Annotated in this window: 21 protein-coding genes; 5 read left to right on the top strand and 16 right to left on the bottom strand. The window is 69.4% G+C overall.

Annotated elements, in window-relative coordinates; translation table 11 throughout:
* Positions 1-31: 31 nt before the first annotated feature.
* Positions 32-1,198 (top strand): MFS transporter, encoded by a 1,167-nt coding sequence (locus NQK81_RS25345; RefSeq protein WP_257483511.1) that lies wholly within the window; start codon positions 32-34, stop codon positions 1,196-1,198.
* On the opposite strand, the gene NQK81_RS25340 is transcribed toward NQK81_RS25345, so the two are convergent.
* Both NQK81_RS25340 and NQK81_RS25335 read right to left on the bottom strand, forming a co-directional pair.
* The gene (locus NQK81_RS25340; protein WP_126734711.1) at positions 1,195-1,965 is read right to left on the bottom strand and encodes a dioxygenase family protein; all 771 of its coding nucleotides are present in this window, start codon (positions 1,963-1,965) and stop codon (positions 1,195-1,197) included. The two genes, NQK81_RS25345 and NQK81_RS25340, sit on opposite strands and share 4 nt — an antisense overlap.
* A gap of 60 nt (positions 1,966-2,025) precedes the next feature.
* A complete protein-coding gene (locus tag NQK81_RS25335; protein WP_257483510.1) occupies positions 2,026-2,376 on the bottom strand; it encodes a winged helix DNA-binding protein in 351 nt (116 codons plus the stop codon).
* A 62-nt stretch (positions 2,377-2,438) separates the two neighbouring features.
* Here NQK81_RS25335 and NQK81_RS25330 point away from each other — a divergent pair, with 62 nt between their 5' ends.
* Entirely contained in the window at positions 2,439-2,900 is a 462-nt protein-coding gene (locus NQK81_RS25330) for a MarR family winged helix-turn-helix transcriptional regulator (protein ID WP_257483509.1), read from the top strand.
* Here NQK81_RS25330 and NQK81_RS25325 read toward each other — a convergent pair.
* The gene (locus NQK81_RS25325) at positions 2,876-3,247 is read right to left on the bottom strand and encodes a VOC family protein (protein ID WP_257483508.1); all 372 of its coding nucleotides are present in this window, start codon (positions 3,245-3,247) and stop codon (positions 2,876-2,878) included. The two genes, NQK81_RS25330 and NQK81_RS25325, sit on opposite strands and share 25 nt — an antisense overlap.
* 85 nt (positions 3,248-3,332) lie before the next feature.
* On the opposite strand from NQK81_RS25325, the gene NQK81_RS25320 reads away from it, so the two are divergent.
* Positions 3,333-4,286, top strand: coding sequence for a helix-turn-helix transcriptional regulator (locus tag NQK81_RS25320; RefSeq protein ID WP_257483507.1), 954 nt, complete (start codon positions 3,333-3,335; stop codon positions 4,284-4,286).
* Between the two features lie 4 nt (positions 4,287-4,290).
* Here NQK81_RS25320 and NQK81_RS25315 read toward each other — a convergent pair whose 3' ends face one another.
* Both NQK81_RS25315 and NQK81_RS25310 read right to left on the bottom strand, forming a co-directional pair.
* Positions 4,291-5,466: a serine hydrolase domain-containing protein gene (locus NQK81_RS25315; RefSeq protein WP_257483506.1), complete on the bottom strand. Its 1,176-nt coding sequence runs from the start codon at positions 5,464-5,466 to the stop codon at positions 4,291-4,293.
* A gap of 37 nt (positions 5,467-5,503) precedes the next feature.
* Positions 5,504-6,187, bottom strand: a complete 684-nt coding sequence (locus tag NQK81_RS25310; RefSeq protein WP_257483505.1) for a TetR/AcrR family transcriptional regulator — start codon at positions 6,185-6,187, stop codon at positions 5,504-5,506.
* A gap of 69 nt (positions 6,188-6,256) precedes the next feature.
* Between NQK81_RS25310 and NQK81_RS25305 the strand changes: the two genes are divergently transcribed.
* Together NQK81_RS25305 and NQK81_RS25300 are read left to right on the top strand one after the other, a co-directional pair.
* Complete coding sequence (locus NQK81_RS25305; protein ID WP_257483504.1) at positions 6,257-7,411, top strand: FAD-dependent oxidoreductase; 1,155 nt, start codon at positions 6,257-6,259, stop codon at positions 7,409-7,411.
* Positions 7,412-7,528: 117 nt separating this feature from the next.
* Positions 7,529-8,308 (top strand): alpha/beta fold hydrolase, encoded by a 780-nt coding sequence (locus tag NQK81_RS25300; protein WP_257483503.1) that lies wholly within the window; start codon positions 7,529-7,531, stop codon positions 8,306-8,308.
* 126 nt (positions 8,309-8,434) lie between these two features.
* Here NQK81_RS25300 and dnaB read toward each other — a convergent pair whose 3' ends face one another.
* The 11 genes from dnaB to NQK81_RS25245 all read right to left on the bottom strand — a co-directional run bounded on the left by dnaB (position 8,435) and on the right by NQK81_RS25245 (position 17,297).
* Positions 8,435-9,844: a replicative DNA helicase gene (dnaB, locus tag NQK81_RS25295; protein WP_007032313.1), complete on the bottom strand. Its 1,410-nt coding sequence runs from the start codon at positions 9,842-9,844 to the stop codon at positions 8,435-8,437.
* Between the two features lie 475 nt (positions 9,845-10,319).
* Complete coding sequence (locus NQK81_RS25290; RefSeq protein ID WP_126734702.1) at positions 10,320-11,117, bottom strand: ESX secretion-associated protein EspG; 798 nt, start codon at positions 11,115-11,117, stop codon at positions 10,320-10,322.
* Between the two features lie 96 nt (positions 11,118-11,213).
* Positions 11,214-12,548: a PPE domain-containing protein gene (locus NQK81_RS25285; protein WP_257483502.1), complete on the bottom strand. Its 1,335-nt coding sequence runs from the start codon at positions 12,546-12,548 to the stop codon at positions 11,214-11,216.
* Between the two features lie 3 nt (positions 12,549-12,551).
* Positions 12,552-13,151 carry a DUF3558 domain-containing protein gene (locus NQK81_RS25280; protein ID WP_126734700.1) on the bottom strand — a complete coding sequence of 200 codons (600 nt, stop codon included), beginning with the start codon at positions 13,149-13,151 and terminating at the stop codon, positions 12,552-12,554.
* The gene (locus tag NQK81_RS25275) at positions 13,151-13,558 is read right to left on the bottom strand and encodes a hypothetical protein (RefSeq protein ID WP_257483501.1); all 408 of its coding nucleotides are present in this window, start codon (positions 13,556-13,558) and stop codon (positions 13,151-13,153) included. The genes NQK81_RS25280 and NQK81_RS25275 overlap by 1 nt, the downstream gene beginning before the upstream one ends.
* Before the next feature lie 154 nt (positions 13,559-13,712).
* A complete protein-coding gene (gene rplI / locus NQK81_RS25270; RefSeq protein WP_005168124.1) occupies positions 13,713-14,168 on the bottom strand; it encodes a 50S ribosomal protein L9 in 456 nt (151 codons plus the stop codon).
* Between the two features lie 12 nt (positions 14,169-14,180).
* A complete protein-coding gene (gene rpsR / locus NQK81_RS25265; RefSeq protein WP_005168122.1) occupies positions 14,181-14,429 on the bottom strand; it encodes a 30S ribosomal protein S18 in 249 nt (82 codons plus the stop codon).
* A gap of 77 nt (positions 14,430-14,506) precedes the next feature.
* Complete coding sequence (locus NQK81_RS25260) at positions 14,507-15,010, bottom strand: single-stranded DNA-binding protein (protein ID WP_126734698.1); 504 nt, start codon at positions 15,008-15,010, stop codon at positions 14,507-14,509.
* A 17-nt stretch (positions 15,011-15,027) separates the two neighbouring features.
* Positions 15,028-15,348 (bottom strand): 30S ribosomal protein S6, encoded by a 321-nt coding sequence (gene rpsF / locus NQK81_RS25255; RefSeq protein ID WP_185927209.1) that lies wholly within the window; start codon positions 15,346-15,348, stop codon positions 15,028-15,030.
* Positions 15,349-15,426: 78 nt separating this feature from the next.
* Positions 15,427-16,317, bottom strand: coding sequence for a hypothetical protein (locus tag NQK81_RS25250; protein ID WP_257483500.1), 891 nt, complete (start codon positions 16,315-16,317; stop codon positions 15,427-15,429).
* Positions 16,318-16,418: 101 nt separating this feature from the next.
* Positions 16,419-17,297 (bottom strand): hypothetical protein, encoded by an 879-nt coding sequence (locus tag NQK81_RS25245; RefSeq protein ID WP_257483499.1) that lies wholly within the window; start codon positions 17,295-17,297, stop codon positions 16,419-16,421.
* Positions 17,298-17,415: the final 118 nt, after the last annotated feature.

Genomic DNA, 17,415 nt, shown 5'->3' with positions numbered 1-17,415 from the left:
GTCGAGTCGTCTCATGGACCTTGGGGGCCCAGTGACCAACACAGTGGAAACCGTCGGCGGGCCGACGCGGCGGGTGCGGCAAGCGCGGATCGCCATCGCCGCCGTCTTCGCCGTGCACGGCGCGGTGACCGGCAGTTTCGCCACCCGGATCCCGTGGATCCAGGAACACGCGGGGATCAGCGCGGGCCAGCTCGGCCTCGCGCTCGCCTTCCCCGCCATCGGCGCCTCGCTCACCATGCCGCTCGCCGCGCGGATCGGGCACCGGCTGGGCGGCAGGCTGGGGCTCCGGCTCCTGCTCGCGTACTGGACGCTGGCGCTGATCCTCCCCGCCCTGGCGGGAAACCTCGTCACGCTGTGCCTCGCGCTGTTCGTCATGGGCACCGCGGCGGGTACCTCCGACGTGCTGATGAACGCCCTCGGTGTCGACGTCGAGGAGCGGATGGGCAAGTCGGTCATGTCGGGGCTGCACGGCATGTGGACCACGGGCGCGCTCGTCGGCTCCGCCGCGGGCACGCTCGCCGCGCATGCCGGGATGGACGCCCGGCTCCACTTCGTGATCGCGTCGGCCGTGCTCACCGTCGCCGGTGCGCTGATCTGCCAGGGCGTCTTCGACGTCCGCAGTGCGCCGGACGAGAACCCGCCGCCGAGGTTCGCGCTGCCGCCGAAGTCGGCCGTGATCATCGGTGCCGTCGCGTTCTGCGCCGTCTTCGCCGAAGGGGCGAGCCTCGACTGGTCCGCCGTCTACCTGCGTGACGTCCTCGGCACCTCGCCGGGGATCGCGGCCGCGTCGACCACCGCGTTCACCTGCACCATGGCGATCGCCCGCCTCTCGGGCGACGCGCTGGTGCGGCGCTTCGGCTCGGTCAACACCGTCCGCGCGGGTGGCGCCTTCGCGACGTTGGGCGGGCTGCTGGTCGTCTTCGCCGCCCATCCGGTGATGGCGATGGCCGGTTTCGCGCTGATCGGGCTCGGCGTCTCCGTCGTCGTGCCGCTCGCCTTCGCGGCGGCCGGACGCAGCGGGCCGACACCGAGCCAGTCGATCGCGGGCGTCGCGACCATCACCTATTCGTCGGGTCTCGTGGCGCCGTCGCTGATCGGCGGGATCGCCGACCTGACGTCGCTGACCGTGTCGTTCGCGGTGGTCACGCTGCTGGCACTCGGCCTGGTGGCGGGCGCCGGCGTCCTTCGATCCCGTTAGCCGAACTGGAGGGAACGCTTGGCGAGGCCGTACCAGTAGCCGTCGATGACGGTCTCGCCCTTTCCTTCCGAAGAGCTCGCGCCGAGTGACACGAACAGCGGCGCGAAGTGTTCGATCCGGGGGTGCGCGATGGCCGCGGCCGGTGCCTTGTGCTGGAAGTCCAGCAACGCGTCGAGGTCGCCCTGACGCAGGGTTTCCGCACCCCAGTGGTCGAATTCGCTCGACCACGACGGCGGCACCCCGTCGGTGCCGTCGGTCTGGCGCATCGCGCTCAGGTTGTGGGTGAAGAAGCCGCTGCCGATGATCAGCACGCCTTCGTCGCGCAGCGGCGCGAGCTTCCGGCCGAGGTCGAACAGCTCCCGCGGGTCCAGCGACGGCATGGACACCTGCAGCACCGGGATGTCGGCGTCCGGGTACATCTCCACGAGCGGGACGTACGCGCCGTGGTCGAGGCCGCGGTCGGGCGCGTCGTGCACCGGCGTCTGGGACGAGCGCAGGAGTTTCCGCACCTTGTCCGCGAGCTCGGGGGCGCCGGGCGCGGCGTATTTCACCTGGTAGTAGCGATCCGGGAAACCCCAGAAGTCGTAGACCAGCGGCACCGTGGTGGTGGCGCCGAGGGTCAGCGGTGCCTCTTCCCAGTGCGCCGAGACGACGAGGATCGCCTTCGGCTTCTCGAGGTCCGCCGACCAGCCGGCGAGCTGGCGGGTCCAGGTGGCGTCGTCGGCGAGCGGCGGCGCGCCGTGGCTGAGATAGAGCACCGGCGTCATGTCAGCTCCAGGTGTTTGAACTTTCAACTACCAGGATAGATGACGTCGCCCCACTTCGCCTTATTCCCGCGCGAGGTTGGCCGCCATCCGTTCGAGCACGGTGACCGTCGTCCGGTACTCGTCGTCGCTGATGCCTTCGGTCGCGCGCGACCGGAACGCGTCGACCTCGGCTTTCAGCCGGAGATGCGCCGCCCGACGGGCTTCGGTCAGGCCGCCCTCGTCGATCCAGCCACGAACGCGCAGGTCGGAGATGGTTTTCTGGAGGTCCCCCAACGGCTTCAGTGCTTCGCTGTCGGTGGTATTCAGGACCTGCCAGTGGCGACGGGTCAGTCCTTCGTCGTCGAGGATCCGCTCAAAGGAGGATTCGAGCGCCTGGTGAAGGTGGGCGAACCAGAATCCGATGGGCTTCATGGATACTCCTCGGGTAGACGACAACTACATGTAAAAATACATGCAATTGGTGAGGACGGGTAATGACGGACGCCGTGGCCGACGTGGAACGCGCGATGATCGCCATCCGGCGGAGCCAGGCGCGGCGATCACTGTCGAAACTCGCCCGCGACCGCGCCGAAACGATGCCGGACCAGGCGATCCAGGGGCTCCTCGACGCCGTCGAGGCGGCCGAGGAGAGCGGCGAACCGGGGACAGTCACCAGCCTCGCGGTGGCGCTGACCATCGACCAGCCTCGCGCGAGCCGTCTCGTCGCCCGCGCGGTCGAGGACGGTTTCCTCCGGCGTGAAGCCGATCAGCGCGACGGCCGCCGCGCCGTCCTCGTGCTCACCGAGGCGGGCCGCGCCGAAGTGACGCGTATGCACGAATTCCGCCGCTCGGTGTTCGCCGAGGCGATGGCGGACTGGACGGACGACGACCGCCGCGAGTTCGCGCGGCTGCTGACCGCGTTCGTCCGGAACTACGGGGCGCTCGGCGTGAAGTAGTTGACCAGGTTGCCGTCGGGGTCGCGGAACAGCAGCGACCGGTTCCCCCACGGCATCGTGGTCGGCTCCTGCACGATCTCGGCCAGTCCGGCCAGCCGCTCGTACTCCCGGTCGACGTCCTCCACGCGGAACTCGAGGATCGCGGTGCGGTTCGACTCTGGCACCGCTGCTCCCGCGCCGAAGAGCCGCATCGTCTCGGCGCTGCCGATCGCCAAGGTGCACGACGGCCCGATGAGTTCGGCGAACTGCTCGGAACGCCAGCGCGCCGCGAGGCCGGTCGCCTTTTCGTAGAAGCCGGCGAGGCGGGCGACGTCATGGGTGATCACGCGGACGGAAACGAACTGCATGGCTGGTCCTTTCGGTGCCGGAAATCGGGTCATCGGCCACGCTAGGAGCAATACCGGGCAAGATCTGCCCGGTATTCTTTTCGCTGTGACCAGGCCCATCGCCCGTGTGCTCGCGCTGCTGGAGATCCTGCAGAGCGGCGGGACGCGCACCGTCGCGGAGCTCGCGGGGAGGCTCGATGTCGACGAACGCACCGTCCGCCGCTATGCCGAACACCTCGTCGACCTGGACATCCCGGTCCGCTCGGTGCGCGGCCGGTACGGCGGCTACCGGCTGGCCCCCGGCTACCGGATGCCGCCGCTGATGCTCACCGACGAAGAGGCGCTGGCCGTCTTGCTCGGCCTGGTCGCGGGGCGGCGTGCCGGGCTGATCACCACGTCGGTCGCGGCCGTCGAGAGCGCTGTCGCGAAGGTCCGCCGGGTACTTCCCGAACCACTGGGCCGGCGGCTCGACGCGCTGCTGGAGACCGCCGATTTCACCGCGCCGGCAAGGAAAGCCCTGTCGGCCGAGGCCGAAGTACTGCTCACTCTCGCGGAGGCGGCCCGCGACCGGCAGCCCGTCGGGATCGCATACCTCGCCGGGCACGGCGGCGCCAGCGAACGCGTCGTCCATCCGTATGGCGTCGTCGCGCATTCCGGCCGCTGGTACCTGACCGGATTCGACTCGGCCAGCGGCGAGGTGCGCACCTTCCGCGTCGACCGGATCAAGGCGGCGGGGCCGCGGCCCGGGACCTTCGAGGCCCCCGGCGGCTTCGACCCGGCCGAGCGGGTGCTGACCGCGTTGGCCGAGACGCCGTACCGGCACGACGTCTCGGTGCGGATCCAGGCGCCGCCCGAGGAGATCCGTGCCGTCTTCCCGCCGTCCGTGGCGACGCTCGAACCGGACGGCGACTGGGTCCGCGCCAGGATCCGGGCCGAACGGCTCGACTGGATCCCGGCGCGGCTCGCCGCACTCGACCGGCCGTTCGTCATCGAACGGCCGGCCGAGCTTCGTGACCTGGTCGGCGCGCTGGCGGCCAGGCTGGCCGAGCGGGCGCGCTGACCGCTCACTTGCCGCAGAACACCGTCCGGACGAGCTTGTCCAGCGCCGCCGGGTACGACGGCAGCGGGTCCTTCGCGGAATCACCCGAGGTGATCGACGCGGTCAGCGTCCTGCTGCCGTCGGGCGAGCTGTACATCATCGATCCGTAGCCGTTGACGCCGCCGTTGTGGTTGAGGACGATGCCGCAGCCCGGACCCAGGTCCTGCGTGAACTGCCCGAGACCGTAGAAGCCGTAAAGGCTTTCGCTGCCGGGGTGCGTCTCGCGCATCTCGGCCATCAGCCAGGCCGGGAGCAGCTTTCCGCTCTGCAGGGCGGAAAAGTACGTCTGGAGATCCTTGGTCGTCGAGATCATGTCGCCGGCGCTGGAGATCCAGGACGGGTTCTGGTGGGTGACGTCGATCGTCTTCCACTGCCCGGCGTCCTCATAGCGGTAGTAGGCGTGGGCGTACGGCTTGGGCATCCCCGCCCACGCGCCCGGCGACAAGGTGTCGCGCAGCTTGAGCGGCCGCAGGATCCGGCGGTCCAGCTCGTCGGCGAAGGGACGTCCGGAGAGCTTCTGCACGAGCAGCCTGGCCACGACGTAGTTGGTGTTGGAGTAGCTCCAGCCTCCGCCCGGCTCGAAGACCGCGGGCTTGGACACCGCCAGCCGGACCAGCTCCTCCGGCTGATAGGTGTGGAATCGCTTGCCCACCCATTCCTTGCCCGCCCACGGGATTCCCGGTGTGACCGTGCCGTCCGGGTGGTACTGGCCGGTGTGGTTGAACAGGCCGCTGGTGTGCTGCAGCAGCATTCGCACGGTGATCCGCGAGTCCAGCCCGAGGCCGGGAAGGAAACCGGCGACCGGGGTGTCGAGCCCGATCCGGCCCTCGGCCACGAGCTGCAGCACCAGGGTCGCGGTGAAGTTCTTCGACGTGCTGCCGACGCGGAAGTGGCCGTTGGTCGGCGGTTTCGCGGTCCCGCCCAGCTCGCGAACCCCGGCGCTGCCGGTCCATTCGCCTCGCTCGTCGCGGACGCGCAGCTGCATCCCGCCGAACCCGGCGTCGACGAATTCCTGGGCGACCTGACGCAGTTCCGGGCGGTCCTGCCCGGCGGAGGCCGTCGGCACGGCGACGCCCGTCAGCAGTGCGGCGGCCAGCGCGGTGAGACCGATGCGGCGGAAGGTCTTCAGTGTCTTGGTCATGGCGATGACGTTCGCGGACCGCGCTGACACGGGACGGTCACGGCGCTGACACGCGGGCTCCGATGCCGTCGAGGAGGAAGTCGAGGCCGACGCGGAAGGTCTCGTCGGCGTCCAGGTGGACCGCGTCGCGCACCACCGTGGCCAGCGCGGGGAGCTTGCCGGTGGCGAAGGTCCGGGTCAGATAGGGGCCGAGCGTGGCCTGCCATTTCTTCTCGTCCATACCGGTGGCCCGTTCCGCCCGGCGCTCGGCGATCTCCCGGCGCACCGCGCCGATCGTGTACGCGTTGACCGCCGAGACCACCGGCATCGCGGCGTCGACGCCGACATCACCCAGCGCCGCCATCACGGCCTCCGAGGTGGCCAGCGCGTGCGGCCCCAGCTGGGGCCTGCCGCCGAGCAGGTCGGCGAGCCATTCGTGGCGGTGGACCGCGTGCCGCATGGCGTTCGCGAGCGATCGAAGCACCTCCCGCCAGCCTTCGCCGGTGGGCCGGATCTCGGCGTGGACGGCGTCGACCATCAGGTCGAGCAGCTCTTCCTTGCTCTCGATGTAGCCGTACAGCCGCATCGGGCCGGCGTCCAGCGCGGTGGCGACCTTGCGCAGCGACACCGCGTCCAGGCCGTCCGCGTCGGCGAGCCGGATCGCCGCCCGCACGATCAGCTCCCGGCTCAGCGGGGCCAGCGCCGGACGACTCGGCGGCTCCGGCCGCTCCCACACCACCATGCGGTGACAATACAACGCATCGATCGATACAGTGTATTGACCAATACGGTGTATCGAAGGAGGGCGATCATGACCATCGCCATCATCGGAGCGGGTCCCGGCGGCCTGGCTCTCGCCCGAGTTCTGCACGTCAACGGCATCGAGGCCGTCGTGTACGAACGCGAAACCTCGCGTGACGCCCGTGGCCAAGGCGGCATGCTCGACATCCACGCCGACACCGGCCAGCGGGCGCTGCGCGAAGCCGGCCTGTTCGACCGGTTCACCGAGATCGCCCGCGGCGAGGGTCAGGACATGCGGCTCCTCGAACCGGACGGCACCCTGCTGCTGCAGGAGGACACCCCCGACGACGCCCCGTTCGAGCGACCCGAGGTCGACCGCGCCGACCTGCGTGATCTGCTGCTGGACTCCCTCCCCGAACACACGGTCCGCTGGGGACACGCCTTCAAATCCGCCGAAGACGGCGTGCTGCATTTTTTCGATGGGCGCACCGCGACGTACGACCTGCTGGTCGGCGCCGACGGGGCGCATTCCCGCGTCCGCCCGCTGCTCACCGACGCCCGCCCGGCGCATCTCGGCCACAACTTCGTCGAGCTCCGTATCCCCGACATCGACCGCACCCATCCCGACCTCGCCGCGATGGTCGGGCGCGGCACCTACTGGGCGCTCGGCGACGGCAAATCCCTGGCGGCCCAGCGCAACGGCGACGGCACCGTGCGCGTCGGCCTCAGCTTCTACGGCACCGGCGAGGACTGGTTCACCACTGCCGGGCTGCCGCTCGAGGACCCGGCCGCCGCCCGGGCGTGGCTGATCGGGCAACTCGACGGCTGGGACGCCCGGTTCACCGCGCTGATCGCGGCCTGCGACGACGTGGTGGTGCCACGGTCGATCGCGGCCCTCCCGGCCGGCCTGACCTGGCCGTCGGCACCGGATGTCACCCTGCTCGGCGACGCCGCGCACCTGATGCCGCCGGTGGGGGAAGGTGCCAACCTGGCGCTGCTCGACGGCGCCCTGCTCGGCCTCGCGCTGGCCGCGCATCCGGACGACTTCCCCGCCGCCGTCGAAGAGTACGAACGCGAGATGTTCGACCGCGCCGGCGCCGCCGCCGGGATGTCCGCGCAGGTCCACGAACTCCTGACCGCGCCGGACGCCGCCCGGAAAATGCTGGCGTTCTTCCAACCGGACCCAGGCCGAGATGCTATGAACGGGAAGTCATTTCGTTCGTAGTCGAAGAGGAGCAGGCTTGCCGACCCCCGCCGGACGCGACCTCTCCGCCGCACAGGGCCTGCGCAATACCTCCTTGGACGACCTCGTCGGCCCCGCCGGGATCGCCAAGGAGTGACCATGCGCGAAGGTGTACTGGCGGGTGGTGCCCCGTATCTCGAATTCGGCACGGGGAGCCCGCTCGTGGTCTTCCGGTCGGTGCTGCCGGACTCGGCCAACCCCACCGGGTTCGCCCGCTGGGCGGAGGTGCGGTCCCTCAAACCGCTGGCCGAGCGGTTCACCGTGCTGACCGTCGGCAGGCGGCCGGGGCTCCGGCCCGGCGTCACCATGGCCGATCTCGCCGCCCACCACGCGGAGGAGTTGCGACAGCGGTTCGACCGGCCGGTGGACGTGCTCGGCGTGTCCACGGCCGGTTGCCTCGCACTGCAGTTCGCCGTCGACCATCCCGGCCTGGTGCGGCGGCTGGTGGTCGGCGCCGCCGGCGCCCGGCTCGGCGAGGAAGGCCGCCGCGTCCAGCGCCGGTACGCGGACCTGCTGGCCGCCGGACGGCACCGGGCCGCGGCCATGGCGCTGGCGCCTACCGTGGCGGACTCCTTGCCGGGACGGGCTTTGCTGGCCGGGCTGCTGGCGATGGCCTCCGGACGCCCGGCGGATCCGGACGGCATGGTGGCCATGCTGCGGGCCGAGGACGCTTTCGACATCGAAGACCGGCTCGGCGAGATCACCGCGCCCACCTTGGTGATCGCCGGTTCGCAGGACGCCCTCTACCCGCTCGAACTCGCCGAGCGACTGGCCGACAAGACCCGCCGCGGTGATCTCAAGGTCTATCCGGGACGACGGCACCACACCGTGATGAGCGATCGCCGCTTCACCAAGGACGTCTTCGAATTCCTTCTCTGACTTGAGGCGCCATCGCCTAGCCTTCGAGGCGAACCTGCCCTAGGCGCGCCTACCCGGTAAGGGCGCGTCCGCAGTCGGAGAGGGAGGCTGCCCGTTCGAGCCGGGCCAGGTCCTTGTCTTTCGCCGCTAGTCGTGTGACAGGTCGACGAAGCGGCTGTAGTGCAGCTGGTGCGCCACGGTGATCGTCGCCGTCGGCCCGGCACGGTGCTTCGCGATGATCAGGTCCGCCTCGCCGGCACGCGGGTCGTCCCGCTCCCAGGCGTCGGGGCGGTTGACCAGGATGACGAGGTCCGCGTCCTGCTCCAGCGAGCCGGACTCACGAAGGTCGGACAGCATCGGGCGTTTGTCCGTCCGCTGCTCGGGACCACGGTTCAGCTGGCTGATCGCGATCACCGGGACCTCGATCTCCTTGGCCAGCAGCTTCATCTGCCGCGAGAACTCCGAGACCTCCTGCTGTCGCGACTCGACGCGTTTGCCCGAGGTCATCAGCTGGAGATAGTCGAGGACGACGAGTTTGAGGTCGTTGCGCTGCTTGAGCCGCCGGGCCTTCGCGCGGATCTCCATCATCGTCATGTTCGGCGAGTCGTCGACGAACAGCGGCGCCTCGGAGACCTCGCTCATGCGGCGCGCGAGCCGCGTCCAGTCGTCGTCGGACATCTTGCCACCGCGCATATCCGCCAGGCGGATCCGAGCCTCGGCCGAGAGCATGCGCATGACGATCTCGGTCCTGCTCATTTCCAGCGAGAAGATCACGCTGGTCAGACCGTGTTTGATGGACGCCGAACGGGCGAAATCCAGTCCTAGGGTCGATTTGCCGACACCGGGCCGCGCCGCGACGATGATCATCTGGCCGGGGTGCAGACCGTTCGTCAGATCGTCGAAGTCGGCGAACCCGGTCGGGATGCCCTGCGACTGCCCGCCGCGCGAGGCGATCGCGTCGATCTCGTCCATGGTCGGCTGGAGCAGCTCTTCCAGCGCGACGTAGTCCTCGCTGGTGCGCCGCTCCGTGACGTCGTAGATCGCGGCCTGCGCGCGGTCGACGACCTCGTCGATGTTCGCGCCGTCGGCCGCGGCCGCGCCGTAGCCGTACTGCACGATCCGGGTGCCCGCCTCGACCAGGCGCCGCAGCACCGCCTTCTCGGAGACGATCTCGGCGTAGTAGCCGGCGTTCGCCGCCGTCGGCACCGTCGCGATCAGGGTGTGCAGGTACGGGGCGCCGCCGACGCGGCCCAGCTCGCCTCGACGCTCCAGCTCGGCGGAGACGGTGATCGGGTCGGCCGGTTCGCCGCGGCCGTAGAGATCGAGGATGACGTCGTAGATCGCCTGGTGCGCGGGCCGGTAGAAATCGTCGGGGCCGAGTGCTTCGATGACGTCGGCGACGGCGTCCTTCGACAGCAGCATGCCGCCGAGCACGGACTGCTCGGCCGCGATGTCCTGCGGGGGCTGGCGGTCGTACTCGCCGCCACGCGGACCGGGGTCGCCGGGACCCGGGTCGGACTCCGCGTACATCGGATTGCGGTCGTCGGTCAGCGCCACCGCTGCTGCCACCTCCTCAAGACATCGAACACGCGTTCGATTATGCCAGAATTTCCCCGGTCGGTCCGTCCGCGCCCGCCTGCCCCTCCCGCGGCGTCCGGCGCTCCCCTGTGCTCCCCTTCTCGGCCGGACGACCACCACGGTGTGTACCGGCCCGGCGGGCACGGTAGGCCCCCCGAAAGGACGAGCGCAATTTCGCCTGGGGACCGCCCTGTGGACAACCTGGGGATGACTGGGGGCAACCCTTCACAGGTGGGCCGAAGCCTGTGTACAACTTGTGGGCAACGCCGGGATGGTCTGACAAAAGTGCTGGTCAGGGCCTGTGGAGACACTGTGGAGAACTTTATTCAACTCAGCACGGCGTGTCGGGCAAAACTCGTCGTTCGGCGTGTCGCACGCGGGCGCACAGGGGTGCCCTGTGGATGGATGACACGGAGGGTAGAGGGGGCATCCGCCCGGCTGAACGGAGCCGGATTCAGGACGCGAACAACCTGCCCTGTGCGCTCCGTAGTCGTTCTCCGAGAATCTGCTGGTCGGCGGGTGTGAAGGCGATCCTCGGTTCGCCACTCCCCGGTACCTCTTCGGTCAGCCACCGGCCTTCGGTCGTATCGATGTAGTTCACCGGGCGTTCGATCCGCTGCCGCGCGCCGCTCCGGCCGCGGGCCGCGACGTAGAGGCTTCCGCTCCCCAAACGGCGTAACGCGAGGATGCGGCGAAGCTCGTCGGCCTCCTGGCTGCCGGCGCTCTGCCTTCCGCTGCGAAGGACCTCGAAGCCCTCCTCCTGCGCGGTCGACGAAGAGCGCGGCGCATCGACCTGGCTCTTCGGGACGGCGACCGGACGCCCGCGCCCCGGCGCGAGCTTCGGGATCTGGTCGAGGAACTCGGTGAGGAGCTCTTCCGGCCGCACCGAAGCGAGCGCGATGCCATCGTGCTCGCTGTGCCGCGCGAGGACGAAGCCCTCGCCGCCGGCGCTCCCCGCGAGCAGGGTGAAGCTCAGCGCCTTGCCCTCGAACCCGCCGTCGATCCAGCCGTAGTACTCCAGCGACGGCCTGGCGATCGCTTCGAGCGTCGCCTTGAACCCGGGATGCAGCCCCCGCGCGCCGAAGAGGCCCTGGCTCGCCAGCTCCTCGTTGGTCCGCTCGTCCTCGGCCCGCTGCGCGTCCTCGTCGAACCAGGTCGGCGTTTCCGACAGGATCGTGTGCGGTTCGCCGCCACGGCGGCGGATCAGCGTGATGAGGGTGCCGGTCGTGATCGTGACCTGCTTGTCCAGCACCGGAACTGCCCCCTAGTCCTTCTTGTTCGTCCAGCCCGGAACAAGACAAGCCGGGCGCGCCCCAATCTTGGCACGCGCCCGGCCCGCTCGTGACGACTACTCGCCGATCACCGGCGGTGCGGTGAGTTCGTCGGTTCCGAAGATCTCGTTGGGGTCGTCGCCGACGAGGAATTTGGAGCTGCGCTCCTCGTCCTCGGCGCCCTTGCCCCTGGCGCCACCGGCTCCCATACCGCCCATGCCGCCCATCATCCCGCCGGCGCCACGGCCCGCTCCGGCACCGGGACCGGCCGCACCGCCGCCCATGCCGGCGCCGCCCATCGCCCCCGCGTTGCCGGGCAGGGCCGCGCCGCTGCCGCCACCGGGACCGAACCCGGGGCCGAAGCCACCGTCCGGGCCGAAGCCGCCCGCACCGGGGATGTCGGTGCCGCCGAAGCCGCCACCGCCACCGCCTCCGCCGCCACCCGGGCCGAAGCCGCCGGCGCCGGGGATCTTCGGCGGGGTGTAGCCGGACGCGTTCGTCCCGTCGTCCCAGGACGGCGGCTTGTAGTTGCTGCCGGGGATGTTCGGGTTGTACTGCCCACCGGGCAGGTTCGAGCCCGGCATGTTGGACCCGGGAAGGTTCGACCCCGGCAGGTTGCTGCCCGGAAGGTTCGAGCCTGGCGTGCCGATGCCCGGCATGTTCGAACCGGGGATGTTCGGCGTGCCCGAACCGGGGATGCTCGGCATCGAACCGGGCGGGGTCGAGATGCCCGGCATCCCGTTGTGCCCGTTCCGGTCGCCCTGGCCGTTCCCGTTGCCGTCCTTGTCCTTGCCGTTTCCGCCGCCGCCGTTGACGTCGACGTTCGTGTTCTGCCCCTCCATCTTGGAGTAGGTGGGCAGCTTCTTGCCGTTCTCGGAACTGGCCTTGAAGTACTCGTTGAACGCGTCGACGTTCGCTTGACCCTTTTCGTTGTAGTCCCGGATCGCGCGGTCGGTGTCGGTGGTCCACGGCGTGATGGAGTTGAGCAGGTTGTTCTTCGGCGGTTCCTTCGGGACCTGCTGCACCTTCGCCTTCACCGTGGTGAAGGCGGTGTTCTGCTCGCCGAGGTACTTGTCGGAGTCCACCAGCTTCTTGCCGGAGTCCTCCATCCACGCCCGCAGCGGATGCGCGCCGGACTGCTGCGCGGCTTCGGCGCTCTTACCGGTCCAGGCGGCGTCCATCTCCTTCGACAGGTTGTCGATGGTGGTCAGCCGTTCCTGGTAACCGGCCTTGAGCCGGGTCGCCGCGGCCTGGCCCTCCTGGATCGACCCGGTACCCGGACCGGTGACGATCTTCTCCCAGATGTTGTAGCAGTCGATCTTGCGATCGCCGCCGGACGCTTCGAAGTCGCCGGATTTCGTGGTCGCCAGGTTGTAGGCCGAGTACCCGGCGATGATCGGCAGCAGGAACACGTGTCAGCCCTCCTTCAACGTCTCGATCATCGCTTCCCCCACTTTGAGCGCGACGGGGCACGGATCGCTCGCGCCCGGTCCGTTGTCGTACTGCACCAGGATGTTCACGGCCAGCTGGTCGGTCACGCCGACGAAGAGGCCGCACTTGCCTTTGTTACGGGCGTCGAGCGAGGCGGCGTACACCGCCGGGTAGCCGGCGACCTCGGTCGGCTCGAAGTACTCGTTGTTGGCCTTGGTGTCGTAGACGTCGCTGAGGCCGTTCTTGTTCGCGAGCACCGGGCTGATCTCGATCTGGTTCAGCCGGTCGTCGGCGGCGAAGATCGAGCAGCCGGGCCCGACGCTCGTGGTCCGCTGCTCGCCTTCGCCGAGACCGAGCTCGGTCCGCTTCGCGGCGGAAAGCGCGGAGCAGGCGTCGTTCTCGATCGACGAGGTCTTCAACGGGTTGGCCACCTTGGGCGCGGAGCCGGACGAATCGCTCGACGCGCTCGAGGCACCGGCCCCGGTCGTGTAGGACGGCTCCGACGAGGCGGTGCCGTTCTTGGTGCCCGAACAGCCGGCGACCAGCGCGCCCGCGGCGAGGAGGAGTACGAGGGAACGTCGCATCACACGGCCTTGTGCTTGTTGAGCGAAGCCTGCGTTTCGGCCTCGTTCGTGGTGATCTTCTGCTTGGCGGCGGTCAGCTGGTCGATGTAGTTCTTGACGTAGTCCTGCATCTTCTGGTTCTGCTCCAGGAACGCCTTGCCCGACGGGTTCGCCAGCTTCTCCCAGTCGCCGCTCGCGAACTCCTTGCCCGGCGCCTTGACGTTCGCCATCAGGTTCGCGTCGGCGTAGTCCCGCTTGAGCTCGGCCTGCAGATCTGTCCACTTCTTGATGATGCCGTCGATCTTGTCCTTGTCGAAGGTGAACCCGCCGCCACCGCCCGACGCCGACGAGGGCTTGTCAGGATTGGCCGGCGCGGAGACCGTGACCTTCTCCTGCCGGTTCTGCTCGGCGTTGCTGTCGTAAGCCATGCGTCCAGATCTCCCCGTGCCTCGACGTCGAGTCTCGATAATGCCTTGATCCCCAGTCAAGCTTAAGACGTGGCCCGGCGGGGTGGGGTTCCCCGTAAAGCAAAGGGCGGGACACCTCCGGAATGGAGACGTCCCGCCCTGTGCCGAAGCGGTGTTACTTGGCCTTGACCTCGAGCCGCACGTCGACGCGGACGTCGGGGTGCAGACGGGCGCCGACCGAGTGCTTGCCCACGGTCTTGATGTGGTCCTTCAGCTCGATGACGCGCTTGTCGAGCAGCGGGCCACCCGCCGCCTTGATCGCGTCCACGATCTCGGCGGTGGTGATCGAACCGAAGAGCTTCTTCGAGCCCTCGGCCGCCTTGCCGCTCAGCTGGATGGCGCCGAGGCCCTCCAGGGTCGCCTTGATCTCCTTGGCGTGGTCGAGGTCGCGGATGCGACGGCTCTCCTGCGCCCGCTTGATCGTGCGCACGTTCTTCTCCGCGCCCTTGGTGGCCACGATGGCGTAGCCGCGGGGGAGCAGGTAGTTGCGTGCGTAGCCGTCCTTGACCTCGACGATGTCGCCGGGCCCACCGAGGTTGGCGACGTCGGTGGTGAGAATGATCTTCGCCATTGACGTGCCTCCTTAGCGTGCGGTCGAGGTGTAGGGCAGCAGCGCCATTTCGCGGGAGTTCTTGACCGCGATGGCGATGTCACGCTGGTGCTGGCTGCAGTTGCCGGTCACGCGACGGGCACGGATCTTCCCGCGGTCGGAGATGTACTTCCGAAGCAGGTTGGTGTCCTTGTAGTCGATGTTCTCCGGGCGGCCCTTCTTCTCGGCCTTGCAGAACACGCAGACCTTCTTCTTGGGCTTGCGGATGGGTGGCTTGGCCACGGTATTTCTCCTGGATTTCTACGTAGTGGTTGTCTCGCGGCGTCTCGCGGAGCTTTCGCCCGCGGTGGATCGCCTGATCAGAAGGGCGGCTCGTCGGAGAAACCGCCGCCACCGCCGCCACCGGCGGGCGGGGCGGAACCCCACGGGTCGTCGGCGGGCGGGGCGCTCTGGCCACCGCCGCCACCACCGAAGCCGCCGCCACCGCCACCGGTGCCACGGCTGACCTTGTTCACCTTGGCGGTGGCGTAACGCAGCGACGGGCCGATCTCATCGACCTCGAGCTCGACGACGGTGCGCTTCTCGCCTTCCTTGGTCTCGAAAGACCGCTGCTTGAGGCGCCCCTGCACGACGACCCGCGCGCCACGCGTCAGCGACTCGGCGACGTTCTCGGCCGCCTGACGCCAGATGTTGCAGCGCAGGAACAGGGCCTCGCCGTCCTTCCACTCACCGGACTGACGGTCCAGCGTGCGCGGGGTGGACGCGACCGTGAAGTTCGCGACCGCCGCACCGGAAGGGGTGAAGCGAAGCTCCGGGTCGGACGTGAGGTTGCCGATCACCGTGATGACGGTGTCTCCAGCCATCGGGAAAGTCCTTCGGCTCAGGCCTTGGCGGCGGCGGTCGCGGCGCGCTTGATCTCGCGGCGCATGACCTTGGTGCGGAGCACGGTCTCCTGCAGGGAGAGCTGACGGTCCAGCTCCTTGACCGCTTCCGAAGACGAGTTCAGGTCGAGCAGCGCGTAGATGCCCTCGGCGTGCTTCTTGATCTCGTAGGACAGCCGGCGACGGCCCCAGACGTCGACTTTCTCGACGCTTCCGCCCGAAGTGCGGATCACGTTGAGGAAGTTGTCCAGGGTCGGGGCCACCGTACGCTCGTCGAGCGTGGGGTCCAGGATGACCATTACCTCGTAATGGCGTGACACAACCACTCACCTCCTATGGGCTCGCGGCCACGGACTGTCCGTGGCAGGAGGGTTTGTCCAGGTAAGCGTACCTGGCGGTCAGGCGACGCGGCGCAGCACCCAGGTGCGGACCAGCGCGGCGGTCACGCCGGCGAGCACGAGCACCGCGAGCAGCATCGGCAGCTGGACGTCGCCGCCGGGCATGCCGTCGGTCGCGAGCGCTTCGGCGTTGCCCGCGTTGCGGACGTCGGGGCCGCCCTGCCCGGCTTGGCCGTCGGTGCCGTACTGCGGGGCACCCTCGCCGGGGAGCGGGCTGTTGGCCGGGTAGCGCACGCCCGGCGCCACCGCGACACCCGGCTGCGCGACCGGCAGGTTGCCGTAGTCGCGCGGCGGCGCGTATCCGGTGCCGTTGCTGCCGCCGGGGAGCAGGTTCGTGTTCTGCGGGATGCTGCCGTTGGTGCCGCCGCCGGTGCCGCCCTGCTGCGGGGCCGTGGTGCCAGGGGTCGGCAGGGTGGGCGCGACGTAGTTGGTCGCGACCGTCGTCAGGCCGCAGCTGCCTGCGACCTTGTGCTCGATGGAGTTCAGCGTCTTTTCGGGGTTCAGCCCGAGGCCCCAGGACTTGGTGTTCTTGACCGCCTGCCGCACGGCCGTGCCGATCGCCTTGCCGTCGATCGAACCGCCCGCGGCGTTCGGCACCGTGCCGAGGTCGATCCTGTTGACCTTGGCGATGTCGTTCGCGGCGACGTCGTAGAGGGCCAGCGTGCCCGCTTCCCGCGCGCCCGCCCGCACCAGTTCCTTGACCGAGGTGCCGGTGATCGCGACGGTGTCGCCCATCCCACCGCTCACGGTGCCGCTGCAGGCGTTCGCCAGCGTGGTGCCCGCGGCCGACGCGGTACCCGCCGTCAGGAGCGCGCCACCGGTGACCATGGTCGCGAGTGCGGTGACGGTGAGCGCCTTGCGGGTGGTCTGCCAGATGGTCGTCTTCCGCACGGGCGCGTTCCTCCGGGTCGGTGGGGGCGTGTGGCAGTGCATGAGGAATCACTGCAACGGGGATAACGAGGGAGTGACCAGAAAGATACTAGGCGGTAGGTCTAACTTGTAGCGGCCATTCGGCGGAGCACCCAGGTGCGGACGAGGCCCGCGCTGACTCCGGAGAGTGCCAAAACCGCGATCAGCAGCGGCAGCTTCCCGTCTTGAGTGAATCCGTCGCTCACGCTCGGTAGCGCTTCGGCCTGTCCCGCGGTCTGGACGTCCGGGTTGCCGTTCTGGTTTTCGGTCGTGACGCCGAACTGCGGCGTGTAGCCCGGGATCTGCCCGCCGTACCGGAGGCCGGGCGACGGGCTGAAGAGACCGGCCGTCGCCATCGGGATGGAGCTGTAGTCGCGCATCGGGGCGTAGCCCGTGCTGATGCCCCACGGCAGGTTGCCGAAGTTCGGGGTGAAGGTGCCGGGCAGAAGCGGGCTGTTCGCCGCAGGGATGCCGCCTTGTGCGGGGGCGCCGCTCTGCGCGGGCGCGCCCGGCCCGCCCGTCTGCGGTCCGCCGCTGCCGGGCGTGCCGGGAGCGGGTTTCCCTGGCTGGGGCTGGGTTCCGGGAGCGGGCTTGGCGCCGCCGCCGGTCAGGGCTTCGTGGGTGCCGCTGACGGCGCCGTTCAGCGCCTCCGCGGCGGGTGCGCCGACGACTGGGACCGGCGCGACGACGGTGTTCACCACGGTCACCGTCACCTTGCAGACCGTGCCCAGCACACTGCTGAGAACAGTCGAGACCGGGCCGACGGTACCGAGGTCGATCGGGAGGCCGAGCAGTGTCTTCCCGATGATCTTGTCACCGGGATTCGCGGTCACCGATCCCCCGCAGGGCGCGGTCTTGGTCTCGGCGGCGGCGGCCGTGCCGGGCATGGCGAGGGCGGCCGAGCCCGCGAGAATGAAGGCCGACGCACCCAGGGCGGTCGCCCTCCGTGTCCGTTCGCGCATGCCTTCGACTCCTCCGTCGTCGGGGTCACCTACCCGGATAACGACGCTAATGGAGACGAGTAACGCCCGCTCACTCGAAGAGGTCAGGCATTCGAGTGGAAGCGGGCGTCACTGACGG

The sequence above is a fragment of the Amycolatopsis roodepoortensis genome (assembly GCF_024628825.1).
GTDB lineage: Bacteria > Actinomycetota > Actinomycetes > Mycobacteriales > Pseudonocardiaceae > Amycolatopsis > Amycolatopsis roodepoortensis.
This window is presented reverse-complemented; position numbering and strand designations above follow the sequence as displayed.

Excerpts from the sequence above, each read along its gene's own strand:
- NQK81_RS25260 (WP_126734698.1), bottom strand. The coding sequence starts at position 15,010 with ATGGCTGGAGACACCGTCATCACGGTGATCGGCAACCTCACGTCCGAC.
- NQK81_RS25330 (WP_257483509.1), top strand. The coding sequence starts at position 2,439 with ATGACGGACGCCGTGGCCGACGTGGAACGCGCGATGATCGCCATCCGG.
- NQK81_RS25275 (WP_257483501.1), bottom strand. The coding sequence starts at position 13,558 with ATGGCTTACGACAGCAACGCCGAGCAGAACCGGCAGGAGAAGGTCACG.
- NQK81_RS25300 (WP_257483503.1), top strand. The coding sequence starts at position 7,529 with ATGCGCGAAGGTGTACTGGCGGGTGGTGCCCCGTATCTCGAATTCGGC.
- NQK81_RS25325 (WP_257483508.1), bottom strand. The coding sequence starts at position 3,247 with ATGCAGTTCGTTTCCGTCCGCGTGATCACCCATGACGTCGCCCGCCTC.
- NQK81_RS25245 (WP_257483499.1), bottom strand. The coding sequence starts at position 17,297 with ATGCGCGAACGGACACGGAGGGCGACCGCCCTGGGTGCGTCGGCCTTC.
- NQK81_RS25280 (WP_126734700.1), bottom strand. The coding sequence starts at position 13,151 with ATGCGACGTTCCCTCGTACTCCTCCTCGCCGCGGGCGCGCTGGTCGCC.
- NQK81_RS25315 (WP_257483506.1), bottom strand. The coding sequence starts at position 5,466 with ATGACCAAGACACTGAAGACCTTCCGCCGCATCGGTCTCACCGCGCTG.
- NQK81_RS25310 (WP_257483505.1), bottom strand. The coding sequence starts at position 6,187 with ATGGTGGTGTGGGAGCGGCCGGAGCCGCCGAGTCGTCCGGCGCTGGCC.
- NQK81_RS25335 (WP_257483510.1), bottom strand. The coding sequence starts at position 2,376 with ATGAAGCCCATCGGATTCTGGTTCGCCCACCTTCACCAGGCGCTCGAA.
- NQK81_RS25305 (WP_257483504.1), top strand. The coding sequence starts at position 6,257 with ATGACCATCGCCATCATCGGAGCGGGTCCCGGCGGCCTGGCTCTCGCC.
- NQK81_RS25340 (WP_126734711.1), bottom strand. The coding sequence starts at position 1,965 with ATGACGCCGGTGCTCTATCTCAGCCACGGCGCGCCGCCGCTCGCCGAC.
- rplI (WP_005168124.1), bottom strand. The coding sequence starts at position 14,168 with ATGGCGAAGATCATTCTCACCACCGACGTCGCCAACCTCGGTGGGCCC.